Raw genomic sequence first — 15,363 nt, 5'->3', positions numbered from 1 at the left:
CGGTGGTGGGGGTGGGCGGGGGGGGGGGCCCCCCCCGCCCCCCCCCCCCGGGCGCCGCCCCCCCCCCCCCGGGGGGGGGGGGGGCACCGCCGCGACAAGCCCCCACCCACCCGCAGCCGAAAGGCTGGTACGGGACGGGCAGGGGCGGAGGGGGCGAAAAACCTCTGGCCCGGCACCAACGCCGGGTGCCCTGCACACCAGTTGGCGTGCAGGGCACCCGACAAACACAGCGGAGCGCTTACGCGGGGACGGAAGCCACACCCGGCTCCAGGAACCGCTTCGCGTTCACCCGCTCGGAGACGCCCTCACGGTCCAGGTAGGGAGTGATCCCGCCCAGGTGGAAGGGCCAGCCGGCACCGGTGATCAGGCAGAGGTCGATGTCCTGGGCCTCGGCGACGACGCCCTCGTCGAGCATCAGACCGATCTCCTGGGCCACCGCGTCCAGGACGCGGTCACGGACCTGCTCCTCGGTCAGGACGACATCGCCCTGCTTGAGGAGAGCGGCCACCTCGGGGTCGAGCTCCGGCTTCCCGGAGTCGTACACGTAGAAGCCACGCTTGCCCGCCTTGACGACGGCCGCCAGGTTCGGGGAGACCGTGAAGCGGTCCGGGAAGGCCCGGTTGAGGGTCTCCGAGACGTGCAGGCCGATGGCAGGGCCCACCAGCTCCAGCAGCACGAGCGGCGACATCGGCAGACCCAGCGGCTCGACCGCCTTCTCCGCGACCTCGACCGGCGTGCCCTCGTCGATGACGTTCTGGATCTCGCCCATGAAGCGGGTGAGGATGCGGTTCACGACGAACGCCGGGGCGTCCTTCACCAGAACCGCCGTCTTCTTCAGCTTCTTGGCGACGGCGAACGCCGTGGCCAGAGAGGCGTCGTCCGTCTGCTCACCACGGACGATCTCCAGCAGCGGCAGGATCGCGACCGGGTTGAAGAAGTGGAAGCCGACGACCCGCTCGGGGTTCTTCAGCTTCGACGCCATCTCCGTCACCGACAGCGAAGACGTGTTCGTCGCCAGGATCGCGTGCGCCGGAGCGACCGCCTCGACCTCCGCGAACACCTGCTGCTTGACGCCGATCTCCTCGAAGACCGCCTCGATGATGAAGTCGGCGTCGGAGAAGCCCTCGGCCTTGTCCAGCACACCGGTGACGAGGCCCTTCAGGCGGTTGGCCTTGTCCTGGTTCACGCGGCCCTTGCTCAGCAGCTTGTCGATCTCGGCGTGGACGTAGCCCACACCCTTGTCGACGCGCTCCTGGTCGATGTCCGTCAGGACGACGGGCACCTCGAGGCGGCGCAGGAAGAGCAGGGCGAGCTGAGAGGCCATCAGGCCCGCGCCCACGACGCCCACCTTGGTGACCGGACGCGCGAGCGACTTGTCCGGCGCACCCGCCGGACGCTTGCCGCGCTTCTGGACCAGGTTGAACGCGTAGATGCCGGAGCGCAGTTCGCCACCCATGATCAGGTCGGCGAGCGCCTTGTCCTCGGCGTCGTAACCCTGCTGCAGGTCGCCGTTCTTGGCGGCGGCGATGATGTCGAGGGCGCGGTAGGCGGCCGGAGCGGCCCCGTGCACCTTGCTGTCCGCGATGAAGCGGCCCTTGGCGACGGCCTGGTCCCAGGCCTCGCCGCGGTCGATCACCGGGCGCTCGACCTCGACGTCGCCCTTGAGGACGTTGGCCGTCCAGATCAGCGACTGCTCCAGGAAGTCCGCGCCCTCGAAGATCGCGTCGGCGATGCCCAGGTCGAAGACCTGCTGGCCCTTGAGCTGCTTGTTCTGGTTGAGCGAGTTCTCGATGACGACCGAGACGGCCTTCTCCGCACCGATCAGGTTCGGCAGGATCGTGCAGCCGCCCCAGCCCGGCACCAGACCGAGGAAGACCTCGGGCAACGAGAAGGCCGCGATGGCCTTCGACACCGTGCGGTACTTGCAGTGCAGACCGACCTCGACGCCACCGCCCATCGCCGCGCCGTTGTAGTACGCGAAGGTCGGCACGGCCAGCGCCGACAGGCGCTTGAAGACCTCGTGGCCGCCCTTGCCGATGGCGAGCGCGTCGTCGTGCTTCTTCAGCAGCTCGACGCCCTTGAGGTCCGCGCCGACCGCGAAGATGAACGGCTTGCCGGTGATGCCGACACCGACGATCTCGCCGGCCGCGGCCTCCGCCTCGACCTGGTCGATGGCGGTGCTGAGGTTCGCCAGCGAGGCCGGGCCGAAGGTGGTCGGCTTGGTGTGGTCGAAGCCGTTGTCCAGCGTGATGAGCGCGAAGCGCCCGGCGCCGAACGGCAGGTCGAGGTGGCGTACGTGCGCCGACGTCACGACCTCGTCCGGGAACAGCTCGGCCGCACCCTTCAAAAGTTCAGCGGTGGTGCTCACTTGCTGCCTCCGGCGGTTTCCTCGAAGTGCGGGTTCTCCCAGATGACCGTCGCGCCCATGCCGAAGCCGACGCACATGGTGGTCAGGCCGTAGCGGACGTGCGGCTGCTCCTCGAACTGGCGGGCCAGCTGCGTCATCAGACGGACGCCGGAGGAGGCCAGCGGGTGGCCGAACGCGATGGCGCCGCCGTACTGGTTGACGCGCGCGTCGTCGTCCGCGATGCCGTAGTGGTCGAGGAAGGCCAGGACCTGGACGGCGAAGGCCTCGTTGATCTCGAAGAGGTTGATGTCCTCGATCGACAGACTGGCCTTGGCGAGGGCCTTCTCGGTCGCCGGGATCGGGCCGTAGCCCATCACCTCGGGCTCGACGCCCGCGAAGGCGTACGAGACCAGGCGCATCTTGACCGGCAGGTTGTTCTCGCGGGCGAAGTCCTCGGACGCGATGATCGAGGCGGTCGCACCGTCGTTCAGACCAGCGGCGTTACCGGCGGTGACGCGGCCGTGCACACGGAACGGCGTCTTCAGACCGGCGAGGTTCTCGAGGGTCGTGCCGGGACGCATCGGCTCGTCCGCCGTGACCAGGCCCCAGCCCGTCTCGCCGACCTCCGCGTTGGTGTTGCGGACCGAGATCGGCACCAGGTCCTGCTGGATCTTGCCGTTGGCGTACGCCTTGGCGGCCTTCTCCTGCGAGCGCACGGCGTATTCGTCGGCGCGCTGCTTGGTGATGTGCGGGTAGCGGTCGTGCAGGTTCTCGGCGGTCATGCCCATGAACAGGGCGGACTCGTCGACCAGCTTCTCGCTGACGAACCGCGGGTTCGGGTCCACGCCCTCGCCCATCGGGTGGCGGCCCATGTGCTCGACACCACCGGCGATGACGGCGTCGTACGCGCCGAAGGCGATGGAGCCGGCCGTCGTGGTGACGGCGGTCAGCGCGCCCGCGCACATGCGGTCGATGGAGTAACCCGGGACCGACTGGGGGAGCCCGGCGAGGATGCCGGCCGTGCGGCCCAGCGTCAGACCCTGGTCACCGATCTGCGTGGTCGCGGCGATGGCGACCTCGTCGATCTTCTTCGGGTCGAGGCCGGGGTTGCGGCGCAGCAGCTCCCGGATGGCCTTCACGACGAGGTCGTCGGCGCGGGTCTCGTGGTAGATGCCCTTCGGGCCCGCCTTGCCGAACGGGGTGCGGACGCCGTCGACGAAGACGACGTCCCTGACGGTACGAGGCACGATGGCTCTCCTCCAGATGCGGGATGGCACTGCTGCGATGCGCTGAGCGCGCGCTCAGGACCCATGCTACTTGCGGGTAATGTAGCTGCCCAGTCCCCTAGGCCGGAGCGGTGAACGTCACACACCGTGGCGCGCCCCGTAGGGGGCGCGCGGAACTGCGCGACAAGCCACATACGGCCCGCAGTCCACATACGGCCCGCAGTCCACATACGGCCCGCAGGCCGCATACGGCCGGCAGTCCGCATACGGCTGTCACACCCGCGGCGGCGCCGCAGACCCCCGAGGCGTAAGAACAGGCGTGGGCGCCCCCTCCCATGCCTGCGCGGACTGATTGGCGGCGGCCAACACCAGCCCCTCGCCCCGGAGTTGGAGCGTCAGCAACCGGTCCGCATACAGCCGCCGCAGCTCGTGGTAGAGCTGTTCCGCCCGGCCGTCCCCGTCGATCGCGGCCCAGGACGTCACCGGCCAGCAGTCGTTGAGCGGCCAGACGATCGTGCCCGCGCTCCAGCTTCCCGTTCCCGTCGTCTGCTGGTGGTGCAGCAAGGATCTTGGCGTGATCTCGACGTCGCTGTTCCGCTTCAAGGGCCCGTTCGGCGCGCACGGGGAGACGATCTCGGCGGGCGCGGTGCTCGTCATCCAGCCGACCTTGATCGTCTTCCTGCTCCTGCAGCGCTTCGTCTGCAACGGCTTCATGCGAGGGGCGACCAAGTGAGCGCCGGGTGCCCCTGAAGGGGCGCGGGGACCTGCGCGACCAGCCACGAACGAGCCGCAGCCGCCATAGGACCTCACCGCCTACGGCGGCTGCGCGCCCCTCAGCCCTTGGTGGACAGTGCCGCCACCAAGACAGGCGTGACCTGTTCGACCTGCCAGGGGCGCGCTCCGTAACCCACGAGGGCAGCCGCAACCGACCCGGAGTCCGGGCTGGCCGGTGGCTCCCAGCACACCCGCCGCACCGTGTCCGGCGTGATCAGGTTCTCCTGAGGCATGTTGAGTTGCTCGGCAAGGGCCGATACAGCGGCCCGCGCGGCGGAGAGCCGAGCGGCGGCGGCGGGGTCCTTGTCGGCCCAGGCGCGCGGCGGCGGAGGCCCGGTCACCGGCTGCCCCGGCTGCGGCAGCTCGGAGTCCGGCAGCGCCTTCGCGCGATCGACGGCGGCCTGCCACTGCTCCAGCTGGCGCCGCCCCATCCGATGCCCGAACCCGTTCAACGCGGCGAGCGCGTGCACATTGGCCGGAAGAGAGAGCGCGGCCTCCACAATGGCCGCGTCCCCCAGCACCTTGCCCGGTGAGATGTCCCTGCGCTGCGCGATCCGGTCCCGGGTCTCCCACAGCTCCCGTACGACCGCCATCTGCCGGCGGCGGCGCACCTTGTGCATCCCGGACGTACGACGCCAGGGGTCCTTGCGCGGCGGCGCGGGCTGGGCCTGCGCGATCGCCTCGAACTCCTGCTGGGCCCACTCCAGCTTGCCCTGCCGGTCGAGCTCCTTCTCCAGGGCGTCGCGCAGGTCGACGAGCAGCTCCACGTCGAGCGCGGCATAGCGCAGCCACGGCTCGGGCAGCGGGCGCGTCGACCAGTCGACCGCGGAGTGCCCCTTCTCCAGTACGAAGCCGAGCACGCTCTCGACCATCGCGCCCAGACCCACCCGAGGGAACCCGGCGAGGCGCCCGGCCAGCTCGGTGTCGAAGAGCCGCGTCGGGATCATGCCTATCTCGCGCAGACACGGCAGGTCCTGGGTGGCCGCGTGCAGCACCCACTCCACTCCGGAGATCGCCTCGCCGAGGGTCGACAGATCGGGGCAGGCGACGGGGTCGATCAGCGCGGTCCCCGCTCCCTCGCGGCGTAGCTGCACCAGGTAGGCGCGCTGGCCGTATCGGTACCCGGACGCGCGTTCTGCGTCGACGGCTACGGGGCCGGATCCGGCGGCGAAGGCGGCGATCACCTCGGCGAGCGAGGCGTCGTCGGCGATCACGGGTGGGATGCCGTCTCGGGGCTCAAGCAAAGGGATCGGCGCCGATTCGACGTCGTCCGGAGGGGCGCCTCCGGTGGTTCGCAGTGAGCTGTCTGCTGCGGTCTCTTGGGCGTCGGTCACCTGTCAAGGGTATCTGTGTATGGACAACGCCCGTCGACGGAACGTTCCGTCGACGGGCGTCTGAGGGTCGTAAACCAGTCAGGTCAGTGAAAGATCCGGCTGACGGGCGGGGGAGGGGGCCGAGCGGTGGGCGGGTCGGAGTGGGGAAAGGCCGGAGTAGGGGGATCAGGGAGCAGAGATCAGGTATCAGGGATCAGTGGATGATTCCGGTGCGCAGGGCCACCGCCACCATTCCGGCGCGGTCACCCGTGCCGAGCTTGCGGGCGATCCGGGCGAGGTGGCTCTTGACGGTCAGTGCGGACAGGCCCATGGAGACGCCGATGGCCTTGTTCGACTGGCCCTCGGCGACCAGCCGGAGCACCTCGACCTCTCGTCCGGACAGCTCGCGGTAGCCACCCGGGTGACTCGGGGCACCCGGGGGGCGGCGGTGCATACGGGCGGCGGCCGAGCCGATGGGCGCGGCGCCCGGCCGGGTGGGGAGCCCGACGTTCGTACGGGTGCCGGTGACGACGTAGCCCTTGACGCCGCCCGCGAGGGCGTTGCGTACGGCACCGATGTCGTCGGCGGCGGAGAGGGCGAGGCCGTTGGGCCAGCCCGCGGCTCGGGTCTCGGACAGCAGGGTGAGCCCGCTGCCGTCGGGCAGATGGACGTCGGCGACGCAGATGTCGCGCGGGTTGCCGATTCGGGGACGGGCCTCCGCGACGGACGACGCCTCGATGACGTCGCGCACTCCGAGCGCCCACAGATGGCGGGTGACGGTGGAGCGGACCCGGGGGTCGGCCACGACCACCATGGCGGTCGGCTTGTTCGGGCGGTAGGCGACCAGGCTTGCGGGCTGCTCGAGGAGAACGGACACCAGGCCTCCTGGGGTGCGGGTCGGAGCCGGCTCTGGGGATGAAGCCGGGACGAACCGTGCTTTCAAGGTCACAGACGTCTTCGGCACCAAACCCGTCCTCCTTTAGAGAATGATCACGATTTGGTGAGTAACAATCCGTGCAATTCGGACACGCGATCGATCATCCGAAGATCGAACCGAGTCGATCCGCGTCAATACGCGGCCGAAAGTGGCCGTATCGACAAAGAACCGGTAAGGACCGGCAAGCGGTGCGCGCGTCGGCGTGCGCGCCGGGGCTTCCAGCGGGACGGTGGGCGCGGTGGGCACCCGTACGGAACTCACGCGGTGGGCCCGCGCACGGAACTCAACGGAACCCACCCGCGTACGGAACCTCAGCGGGGCTGCGGTCCCCGGCGCTGCGGAAGGCTGACCACCGACGGGTCGCCCGGGGTCACCGGCGGGAGCCCGGCGATCTGGCACAGCAGATCGCACCACGCGGCGAGGTGCATGGCCGTGTCCGGGACGCCGCCCAGGCCCTCCCGGGGCGTCCACGACGCCCGGATCTCGATCTGGGAGGCGGCCGGGCGCTCCGCGAGGCCGCCGAAGTAGTGCGAGCTCGCGCGCGTGACGGTGCCGCTCGCTTCGCCGTACGACAGACCGCGGGCCTGGAGCGCGCCGGTCAGCCACGACCAGCAGACCTCGGGGAGCAGCGGGTCGGCGGCCATCTCCGGCTCCAGCTCCGCGCGGACCAGGGTCACCAGGCGGAAGGAGCCCTGCCAGGCGTCGTGCCCCTCCGGGTCGTGCAGCAGGACGAGCCGGCCGTCGGCCAGATCCTCGTCGTCCGCGACGACCGCGGCCTCCAGCGCGTATGCGTACGGGGCCAGGCGCTGCGGCGGGCGCGTCGGGTCGATCTCGATCTCCGGCCGCAGCCGCGCGGCCCTCAGCGCGTCAACGGCGGCCCGGAAGGGCAGCGGAGCCGTCTCCATCGCATCCCGGTCCCCCTCCTTCGCGTCGTCCATTCCGCCAGCGCCGTCCGACAGTCGTCCCTGAGCCGCAGCCATGCGGGGAAGATTAAGGGGAACGGAGCCTTCGCGCAGGGAGAGACACCCTTGCCTCCGGCGGTTCGGCGGGAATGCCTCCGGCGGTGCGGCGGGAATGCCTCCGGAGTTCGGCGGGAACGGCTCGGTTTCGCCGTGTTCGTGACCGTAACTGCGTGTGGCCGTGAGCGGTTCGTCGTGGGTGGTTCGATCCTGTGGCGGCCGCGGGTGGTCTTGGGTTGCTCGCGCCCACGCGGCGGAGCCGCACGATGTCACCAGCCCCGCGCCCCTTTGCGGGGGTCGCTGCCCCCGAGCTTGGCTGTCAGTGCGGCGTGCGAGACTTTCCGTCGTGAGTGCCAACCACAGCCCCGCCGGGCAGCAGCCGACAGCCACGTACGAGTCCGCCTTCCTCAAGGCGTGCAGGCGCGAGCCCGTGCCGCACACGCCGGTGTGGTTCATGCGGCAGGCCGGTCGCTCACTGCCCGAGTACCTCAAGGTGCGCGAGGGCATCCCCATGCTGGAGTCCTGCATGCGGCCCGAGCTGGTCGCCGAGATCACGCTCCAGCCGGTGCGCCGGCACCACGTGGACGCGGCGATCTACTTCAGCGACATCGTCGTCCCGCTGAAGGCCATCGGCATCGACCTCGACATCAAGCCGGGCGTCGGCCCCGTCGTGCAGAACCCGATCCGCACCCGCGCTGATCTGGCCCAGCTGCGCGATCTGACCCCCGAGGACGTCAGTTACGTCACCGAGGCGATCGGCCTGCTCACGGCCGAGCTCGGCCCGACCCCCCTCATCGGCTTCGCGGGCGCGCCTTTCACCCTCGCGAGTTACCTCGTCGAAGGCGGTCCGTCCAAGAACCACGAGCACACCAAGGCGCTCATGTACGGCGACCCGCAGCTGTGGGCCGACCTGCTCGACCGTCTCGCCGAGATCACCTCCGCCTTCCTGAAGGTCCAGATCGAGGCCGGCGCCAGCGCCGTCCAGCTCTTCGACTCCTGGGTCGGCGCCTTGGCACCCGCCGACTACCGCCGCTCGGTGATGCCCGCGTCCACGAAGGTCTTCGACGCCGTGGCCTCGTACGGCGTTCCGCGCATCCACTTCGGCGTCGGCACCGGCGAGCTGCTCGGCCTCATGGGCGAGGCGGGCGCGGACGTCGTCGGCGTCGACTGGCGCGTCCCGCTCGACGAGGCCGCCCGCCGCGTCGGCCCCGGCAAGGCGTTGCAGGGCAACCTCGACCCGGCCGTCCTCTTCTCCTCGACCGAGGCCGTGGAGACCAAGACCCGCGAGGTACTCGACGCCGCCGCCGGTCTCGAAGGCCATGTCTTCAACCTCGGCCACGGCGTCCTGCCGACCACGGACCCGGACGCGCTGACCCGGCTCGTGGAGTACGTGCACACGCGGACCGCCCGCTAGTTCACCAGCCGGGCCGCGCCTGCCTCCCCCACAACAGGCGGCGCGGTTCCGGTGGCGGCGGGGTGCCCGGGCGCAGCGGCCAGGCGAGCAGCATGCCCGCGAGGAAGCCGACGACGTGCGCCGCGTACGCCACCGTTCCCGCGGTCGAGACGCCGCCGCCGGACGAGTACACGGCCTGGAGCACGAACCAGAAGCCCAGCACGGTCCACGCGGGCAGCCGCAGCGGCAGGAAGACCAGGAACGGGACGAGGACCCAGACCCTGGCCCTCGGATAGAGCACCAGATAGGCGCCGAGGACCCCGGCGATCGCTCCCGAGGCGCCGATCAGCGGGTCGCCCGAGTCGTCGTTCAGCAGCGCGAAGCCGTAGGCCGCCGCATAGCCGCAGGCGACGTAGAACAGCGTGAACCGCACATGTCCCATGCGGTCCTCGATGTTGTTGCCGAAGATCAGCAGGAAGAGCATGTTGCCGAGCAGGTGCAGCCAGCTCCCGTGCAGGAACATCGCCGTGAACACCGACAGCGGCGGCGACTTGTCGTAGTCCGGCGGGCTCACCACACAGCCGGCCCCGTGCGCTCCCACCCCGACGTCGCCCGTGGGCACCAGCCGGGGCATCTGATGGTGGATCAACTCCTGTGGCACCGCGGCGTAGTGATCCAGGAACGCCTGCAGATGGCACAACTGGGACAGACTGCTGTCGCCCGCCACCGATCCGGCGAGGCCGGGGGTGTAGAGGAACACGAGAACGTTGGCGGCGATCAGCGCGTACGTCACATAGGGCGTGCGCCGCACCGGGTTCACGTCATGGACGGGAATGACCACAAGGAACTAGTGCCCTCGATGCGCCGCGCGAATCCGCGCCCCGTACGTGGCGTGGGGCGGTGACGGCATGGGGATCCGCCCCACTGAACGCTGCCGTCCCTCTCTGCGTATGTCTCCTCAACCGCCCGCGCCGCGACGAAGACGCGACGCGAGGAAGACGTGAGGACACAGGCGATGAACGACCGAGTTACTCCTCCGATGCACGCCCTGCCCGACGGTGAGGCGGAGATCGCCCTCGTGCTGCACCTGCCCTGGGAGGACGTCGCCGCGCTCGGCCAGGAGGCGGGCCGGCTCGCGGCGCGTCTGCAGCGTCCGGTGACGCTCGACGAGGCTGTCAGCCATCGGTTGCGCACCAGTAGGCCTGCCGCCCATGCGAAGCCGGCGCAGTCGCCGCCGGCGGTGGCTGCGCCCGCCTCGGTCTCGTCCCTGCCTGCGCGGCCGCCCGCGGAGCAGGCCCGGCAGGCCATCGATCGGATCAACGGGACCCCCGGGCACGAGTCTGCGTAGGCGCGCCGCGGCGGAGCGGTCGGTCGTTGACTGCGGGCCATGCGTGGCTGGGCGCGCCCGCGCGGCGGAGCCGCATGACGTCACGGCCCCGCGCCCCTAGAGGGCGCTCTTGCGCACCGCCGCTACCGCCTTGCGGGCCGCCACCAGTACGGGGTCCCAGACGGGGGAGAACGGGGGCGCGTAACCCAGGTCCAGGGCTGTCATCTGCTCCACCGTCATGCCCGCTGTCAGCGCCACCGCGGCGATGTCGACCCGTTTCGCCGCCCCCTCGCGGCCGACGATCTGCACGCCGAGCAGCCGCCCCGTGCGGCGCTCGGCGAGCATCTTGACCGTCATGGGGGTGGCGCTCGGGTAGTAGCCCGCGCGGCTGGTCGACTCGATGGTGACGGTCACGAACTGCAGGCCCGCCCGGCGCGCGTCCTTCTCGCGCAGCCCCGTGCGGGCGATCTCCAGGTCGCAGACCTTGCTCACCGCCGTGCCGACGACGCCGGGGAACGTGGCGTACCCGCCGCCCACGTTGGAGCCGATGACCTGCCCGTGTTTGTTGGCGTGCGTGCCCAGCGCGATGTGCCGTTCGCGCCCCGAGACCAGGTCGAGCACCTCGACGCAGTCGCCGCCCGCCCAGATGTTCTCGTGCCCGCGCACGCGCATCGCCAGATCGGTGAGCAGTCCGCCGTGGTCGCCGAGGGGCAGTCCGGCCGCCTTGGCGAGCGTCGTCTCGGGGCGTACGCCGATGCCGAGCACGACCACGTCCGCCGGGTACTCGGTGTCCTCCGTGGCGACCGCGCGGACCCGCCCCCCGTCACCGGTGAGGATCTTGGTGACCTCGGCGTCGTCGACCATGGTGATGCCCATGCCCTCCATGGCGGCGTGCACCAGGCGGCCCATGTCCGGGTCGAGCGTGGACATCGGCTCCTTGCCGCGGTTGACCACCGTCACCTCGTACCCGCGGTTGATGAGCGCCTCGGCCATCTCCACGCCGATGTAGCCGGCGCCCACGACCACCGCGCGGTGGCCCTGCGTCGCCGCCAGGGTGTCCAGGAGGGCCTGGCCGTCGTCCAGGGTCTGCACGCCGTGCACGCCCGGCGCGTCGGCGCCCGGCAGATCGGGGCGGATGGGCCGCGCGCCGGTCGCGATGACGAGTTTGTCGTACGACGTCCATGCCTCGGCCCCGGTTTCGAGGTCGCGGGAGCGCACGCGAGCGCCCGCGACGTCGATCTCCGTGACCTCCGTACGCATCCGCAGGTCGATGGCGCGCTCCCGGTGCTCCTCGGGCGTCCGCGCGATCAGCCGGTCCCGCTCGGGGACGTCGCCGCCCACCCAGTACGGGATGCCGCACGCCGAGTAGGAGGTGAAGTGGCCGCGCTCGAACGCCACGATCTCCAACGTGTCCGGCCCCCGCAGCCGGCGCGCCTGCGACGCGGCGGACATGCCCGCCGCGTCACCGCCGACCACGACCAGTCGCTCTTTCGCCCTGCCCGCGCTGTCCGCCCTGCCAGTCCCGCTCGTACGGCTCATGCTCATACGAACACGCTACGGGGGCCCCGCATTTCAGTCCTCCTCGCCACTCTTCTCCCGTACGGGAGGAGCCACAGGGAGCGAACCGGCGGTGGCCGGAGCCGGGGCGGGAGCCGCAGCCGGAGCCGCAGCGGGCCGGCGCGGCAGCCGGGGCCGGACGAGACGCATCCACACCAGGACGATCAGCGCCAGGCCCACCGCGAACGGGAACACCGCGCCGAGCGCCAGGGCGATCCAGCGCAGCATCGTGACCAGCACGTGCCAGCCGCCCGTGAGCGCGTCCACGAAGCCCGGGTCCTCGTCCTTCTTCTCGGCCTTCTTCACCGGGGTTTCGGTCAGCGAGAGCGTGATCGTGGCCAGGCTGGTGCGGTCCTTCAGGGACGCCTGCTGGGCGAGCAGCGCCTCCAGATCGGACTCACGGCTGCTCAACTCCCCTTCCAGGGTGACCACATCGCTGAGCTTGGTCGCCTGGTCCATCAGTTCGCGGACGCGGGCCACGCTGGCGCGCTGGGACTTGATCCGGCTCTCCACGTCCACGACCTGGTCGGTGACGTCCTGGGCCTTGGCCGTCCGCTCGACGACCTTGCCCGCGCCCTGCAGGTCGGCGAGCACCTCGTCGTACCGCTCGGTGGGCACGCGCAGCACGACGCGGGTGCGCTCGTGGCCCTTCTCGTCGCGGGTGGTGGTCTCGTTGCCGACATAGCCGCCCGCGTTCTCCGCCGTGGTCCGGGCCTCGTCCAGGGCCTTGGGCACGTCCTTGACCTGCACGGTCAGGGAGGCGGTGCGGATGATGTGGTTCGCGGTCACCTTGGGCGGGGTGGTGGCCTTGGAACCGCTCGACCTGCCGCTGTCCGCCGCGCCCCCGGCACCGTCCTGGGCTTCCTGGGCGGCCGCCCCCTTGCCGGCCTTGGAGTCGGTGGACGACCCCCCAGTGTCGTCGGCACCGCTACACCCCGCCAGCGCGAGGGCGGCAGCGAGGAGGATCCCCGCCAAGGTATGGACGGGTCGTACGGAACGTCGTGTGCGCATCTGGGCCTACCCCCGAGGATCGTGACAACTCTGTCCTGACGACTGACGCTCCTTCGACGCCCGAGTAGGCGGGGACGTTGGCCGGATCCGGTCCCGATGCGGTCACGGTCAGGACTCGTACAGGACACCGGACTGCTGGTGGGCGTGTCAGTGGGGTCTGAGAAGGTGGAGACATGCGCGCACAGGAGACTCGTACGGGTACGGGACACGTCGTGGTCATCGGCGGCGGGATCGCGGGTCTGGCCGCAGCCCACCGATTGCTGGACCGCGGGGCGCGGGTGACCGTCCTGGAGGCGTCGGACCGTGTCGGCGGCAAGCTGCTGCCCGGCGAGATCGCGGGCGCGCGCGTCGACCTGGGCGCCGAGTCGATGCTCGCGCGCCGCCCCGAAGCGGTGGCCCTCGCCCGCGAGGTCGGCCTCGCCGAGCGCCTCCAGCCCCCCGCCACCGCGACGGCCTCCCTCTGGACCCGCGGCGCGCTGCGCCCCATGCCCAAGGGCCACGTCATGGGTGTCCCCGGGTCCGCGTCCGCCCTCTCCGGGGTCCTCTCCGACGAGGGCCTGCGCCGCATCGAGCGCGACGCCGACCTACCCCGCACGGAGGTGGGCGACGACGTGGCGGTGGGGGAGTACGTGGCGGCGCGCCTCGGCCGCGAGGTCGTCGACCGCCTGGTCGATCCCCTCCTCGGCGGTGTCTACGCGGGCGACGCCTACCGCATCTCCATGCGCCTGGCCGTCCCCCAGCTCTTCGCGGCCGCCCGCACCCACGCCTCCCTGACGGAGGCGGTCCGCGAGATCCAGACGAAGGCCGCCGCCGCCCAGCAGACGGGGCCGGTCTTCATGGGCATCGAGGGCGGCGTGGGCCAACTGCCCCTCGCGGTCGCGGAGTCGGTGACGGCCCGTGGCGGCGAGATCCTCACCGGCGCGCCGGTGAGCGAATTGCGGAGGATCGAAGGAGCGGAGCCCAACACCGCGAGCGGGGGACCAGGAGCGGCCGGCGGCGAGCCCGGGGCGGCCGGAGACTCGGGCCTCGTAGGCGGCGACGGCTCGCTGCTCGCGGGGACGCAGCCGCCCGCGGCGTGGCGTGTCGTCGTCGGAGGCCGTGGAAGCGCTGGAAGCCGTGAAAGCCGTGTCCTGTACGCCGATGGCGTCGTCCTGGCCCTCCCCGCCCCGGCGGCCGCCGCGCTGCTGCGCGGCGAGGCGCCCGCCGCCGCGGCCGAGCTGGCCGCCGTGGAGTACGCCTCCATGGCGCTCGTCACGCTCGCCTATCGCCGCACGGAAATCGCCCTCCCTGAAGGGAGCGGTTTTCTGGTGCCGCCGGTCGACGGGCACACCATCAAGGCGTCCACCTTCGCCTCCCAGAAGTGGGGCTGGATCGCCGACGAGAACCCCGACCTGCTCGTGCTGCGCACGTCCGTCGGACGGTACGGAGAGACGGACGTGCTCGGACGGGAGGACGCCGACCTCGTGGACGTGTCCCGGCGCGACCTGCGGGAGGCCACCGGCCTGGACGCGGCCCCCCTCGCGACCCGGGTGACCCGGTGGAACGACGGGCTGCCGCAGTACCCCGTCGGGCACCACGCGCGCGTGGCCCGCATCCGCGAACACATCGCCAAGCTCCCGGGCCTCGCCGTGTGCGGCGCGGCGTACGACGGGGTCGGCATCCCCGCGTGCATCGCGAGCGCGTACGCCGCCGTGGACCAGCTCGGCGGCGACCGCGGCGGGCTGGACGCGTTGATCGCGAACCCGGTGCAGAGTCTGCACGGCGGCGCGGGAGAATAGCCTTATGAGTGACGACGCCCCCGCCAAGATCCCGAACATCGGCAAGAAGGCCAAGGACCTCAACGAGGTCATCCGCTACACCCTGTGGTCCGTCTTCAAGCTGCGCGACGCACTGCCCGAGGACCGCGCCGGTTACGCCGACGAGGTCCAGGAGCTCTTCGACCAGCTCGCAGCGAAGGATGTCACCGTCCGCGGCACGTACGACGTGTCGGGGCTGCGCGCTGACGCCGACCTGATGATCTGGTGGCACGCCGAGACGAGCGACCAGCTCCAGGAGGCGTACAACCTCTTCCGCCGTACCAAGCTGGGCCGCGGCCTGGAGCCGGTCTGGTCGAACATGGCGCTGCACCGCCCCGCCGAGTTCAACCGCTCGCACATCCCGGCGTTCCTCGCCGACGAGACGCCGCGCAACTATGTGAGCGTCTACCCCTTCGTGCGCTCCTACGACTGGTACCTGCTGCCGGACGAGGACCGCCGCCGCATGCTCGCCGACCACGGCAAGATGGCCCGCGGCTACCCGGACGTGCGCGCCAACACGGTCGCCTCGTTCTCCCTCGGCGACTACGAGTGGATCCTCGCCTTCGAGGCCGACGAGCTCTACCGCATCGTCGACCTCATGCGTCACCTGCGCGCCTCCGAGGCCCGGATGCACGTCCGCGAAGAGATCCCGTTCTTCACCGGGCGCCGCAAGTCGGTGGCCGAGCTGGTCGCCGGGCTCGCCTAGATCGGCCGGATCGCCCA

12 protein-coding genes and 2 pseudogenes are annotated in these 15,363 nt (G+C 71.2%); 5 read left to right on the top strand and 9 right to left on the bottom strand.

Annotation, left to right across the window (positions count from 1 at the left end):
* Nucleotides 1-238 precede the first annotated feature (238 nt).
* The 3 genes and pseudogenes from ACFY0T_RS20980 to ACFY0T_RS20970 all read right to left on the bottom strand — a co-directional run.
* On the bottom strand, nucleotides 239-2,368 hold the full coding sequence (locus ACFY0T_RS20980) for a 3-hydroxyacyl-CoA dehydrogenase NAD-binding domain-containing protein (protein WP_388872441.1): 2,130 nt from the start codon (nucleotides 2,366-2,368) through the stop codon (nucleotides 239-241).
* Nucleotides 2,365-3,594, bottom strand: coding sequence for a thiolase family protein (locus ACFY0T_RS20975; protein WP_388872438.1), 1,230 nt, complete (start codon nucleotides 3,592-3,594; stop codon nucleotides 2,365-2,367). The genes ACFY0T_RS20980 and ACFY0T_RS20975 overlap by 4 nt, the downstream gene beginning before the upstream one ends.
* A gap of 303 nt (nucleotides 3,595-3,897) precedes the next feature.
* Nucleotides 3,898-4,095 (bottom strand): annotated as a pseudogene (locus ACFY0T_RS20970) (hypothetical protein); the annotation flags it as partial.
* Nucleotides 4,096-4,132: 37 nt separating this feature from the next.
* Between ACFY0T_RS20970 and ACFY0T_RS20965 the strand changes: the two are divergent.
* Nucleotides 4,133-4,306: pseudogene (locus ACFY0T_RS20965) on the top strand (carbohydrate ABC transporter permease); the annotation flags it as partial.
* A 100-nt stretch (nucleotides 4,307-4,406) separates the two neighbouring features.
* Here ACFY0T_RS20965 and ACFY0T_RS20960 read toward each other — a convergent pair.
* The 3 genes from ACFY0T_RS20960 to ACFY0T_RS20950 all read right to left on the bottom strand — a co-directional run bounded on the left by ACFY0T_RS20960 (nucleotide 4,407) and on the right by ACFY0T_RS20950 (nucleotide 7,535).
* On the bottom strand, nucleotides 4,407-5,681 hold the full coding sequence (locus ACFY0T_RS20960; protein WP_388872435.1) for an HRDC domain-containing protein: 1,275 nt from the start codon (nucleotides 5,679-5,681) through the stop codon (nucleotides 4,407-4,409).
* A gap of 193 nt (nucleotides 5,682-5,874) precedes the next feature.
* Nucleotides 5,875-6,537, bottom strand: a complete 663-nt coding sequence (locus tag ACFY0T_RS20955) for a response regulator transcription factor (RefSeq protein ID WP_019073943.1) — start codon at nucleotides 6,535-6,537, stop codon at nucleotides 5,875-5,877.
* Nucleotides 6,538-6,908: 371 nt separating this feature from the next.
* Nucleotides 6,909-7,535 (bottom strand): DUF3000 domain-containing protein, encoded by a 627-nt coding sequence (locus ACFY0T_RS20950; protein ID WP_388872461.1) that lies wholly within the window; start codon nucleotides 7,533-7,535, stop codon nucleotides 6,909-6,911.
* A 367-nt stretch (nucleotides 7,536-7,902) separates the two neighbouring features.
* On the opposite strand from ACFY0T_RS20950, the gene hemE reads away from it, so the two are divergent.
* Nucleotides 7,903-8,970, top strand: coding sequence for a uroporphyrinogen decarboxylase (gene hemE / locus ACFY0T_RS20945; protein WP_388872433.1), 1,068 nt, complete (start codon nucleotides 7,903-7,905; stop codon nucleotides 8,968-8,970).
* A 1-nt stretch (nucleotide 8,971) separates the two neighbouring features.
* Here hemE and ACFY0T_RS20940 read toward each other — a convergent pair whose 3' ends face one another.
* Nucleotides 8,972-9,790, bottom strand: a complete 819-nt coding sequence (locus ACFY0T_RS20940) for a rhomboid family intramembrane serine protease (RefSeq protein ID WP_388872431.1) — start codon at nucleotides 9,788-9,790, stop codon at nucleotides 8,972-8,974.
* Between the two features lie 174 nt (nucleotides 9,791-9,964).
* Here ACFY0T_RS20940 and ACFY0T_RS20935 point away from each other — a divergent pair, with 174 nt between their 5' ends.
* Entirely contained in the window at nucleotides 9,965-10,297 is a 333-nt protein-coding gene (locus tag ACFY0T_RS20935) for a hypothetical protein (protein WP_388872428.1), read from the top strand.
* A 96-nt stretch (nucleotides 10,298-10,393) separates the two neighbouring features.
* Here the strand turns inward: ACFY0T_RS20935 and ACFY0T_RS20930 are convergent, their stop codons facing one another.
* Both ACFY0T_RS20930 and ACFY0T_RS20925 read right to left on the bottom strand, forming a co-directional pair.
* The gene (locus ACFY0T_RS20930) at nucleotides 10,394-11,821 is read right to left on the bottom strand and encodes an FAD-dependent oxidoreductase (RefSeq protein WP_388872425.1); all 1,428 of its coding nucleotides are present in this window, start codon (nucleotides 11,819-11,821) and stop codon (nucleotides 10,394-10,396) included.
* Between the two features lie 27 nt (nucleotides 11,822-11,848).
* Nucleotides 11,849-12,844, bottom strand: coding sequence for a DUF4349 domain-containing protein (locus tag ACFY0T_RS20925; protein WP_388872422.1), 996 nt, complete (start codon nucleotides 12,842-12,844; stop codon nucleotides 11,849-11,851).
* Nucleotides 12,845-13,017: 173 nt separating this feature from the next.
* On the opposite strand from ACFY0T_RS20925, the gene hemG reads away from it, so the two are divergent.
* Complete coding sequence (gene hemG / locus ACFY0T_RS20920; protein ID WP_388872419.1) at nucleotides 13,018-14,622, top strand: protoporphyrinogen oxidase; 1,605 nt, start codon at nucleotides 13,018-13,020, stop codon at nucleotides 14,620-14,622.
* 4 nt (nucleotides 14,623-14,626) lie between these two features.
* A complete protein-coding gene (gene hemQ, locus ACFY0T_RS20915; RefSeq protein ID WP_388872416.1) occupies nucleotides 14,627-15,346 on the top strand; it encodes a hydrogen peroxide-dependent heme synthase in 720 nt (239 codons plus the stop codon).
* Nucleotides 15,347-15,363: the final 17 nt, after the last annotated feature.

The organism is Streptomyces sp. NPDC001530, from assembly GCF_042894545.1.
Taxonomy (GTDB): Bacteria; Actinomycetota; Actinomycetes; order Streptomycetales; family Streptomycetaceae; genus Streptomyces.
Note: the sequence above shows the minus strand (reverse complement) of the source record. Positions and strands in the feature narration are given on the sequence as shown.

What these genes read in the sequence shown, in the direction of transcription:
- ACFY0T_RS20925 (WP_388872422.1), bottom strand. Translation starts at nt 12,844, where the DNA reads ATGCGCACACGACGTTCCGTACGACCCGTCCATACCTTGGCGGGGATC.
- ACFY0T_RS20950 (WP_388872461.1), bottom strand. Translation starts at nt 7,535, where the DNA reads ATGGACGACGCGAAGGAGGGGGACCGGGATGCGATGGAGACGGCTCCG.
- ACFY0T_RS20935 (WP_388872428.1), top strand. Translation starts at nt 9,965, where the DNA reads ATGAACGACCGAGTTACTCCTCCGATGCACGCCCTGCCCGACGGTGAG.
- hemQ (WP_388872416.1), top strand. Translation starts at nt 14,627, where the DNA reads ATGAGTGACGACGCCCCCGCCAAGATCCCGAACATCGGCAAGAAGGCC.
- hemG (WP_388872419.1), top strand. Translation starts at nt 13,018, where the DNA reads ATGCGCGCACAGGAGACTCGTACGGGTACGGGACACGTCGTGGTCATC.
- ACFY0T_RS20930 (WP_388872425.1), bottom strand. Translation starts at nt 11,821, where the DNA reads ATGAGCATGAGCCGTACGAGCGGGACTGGCAGGGCGGACAGCGCGGGC.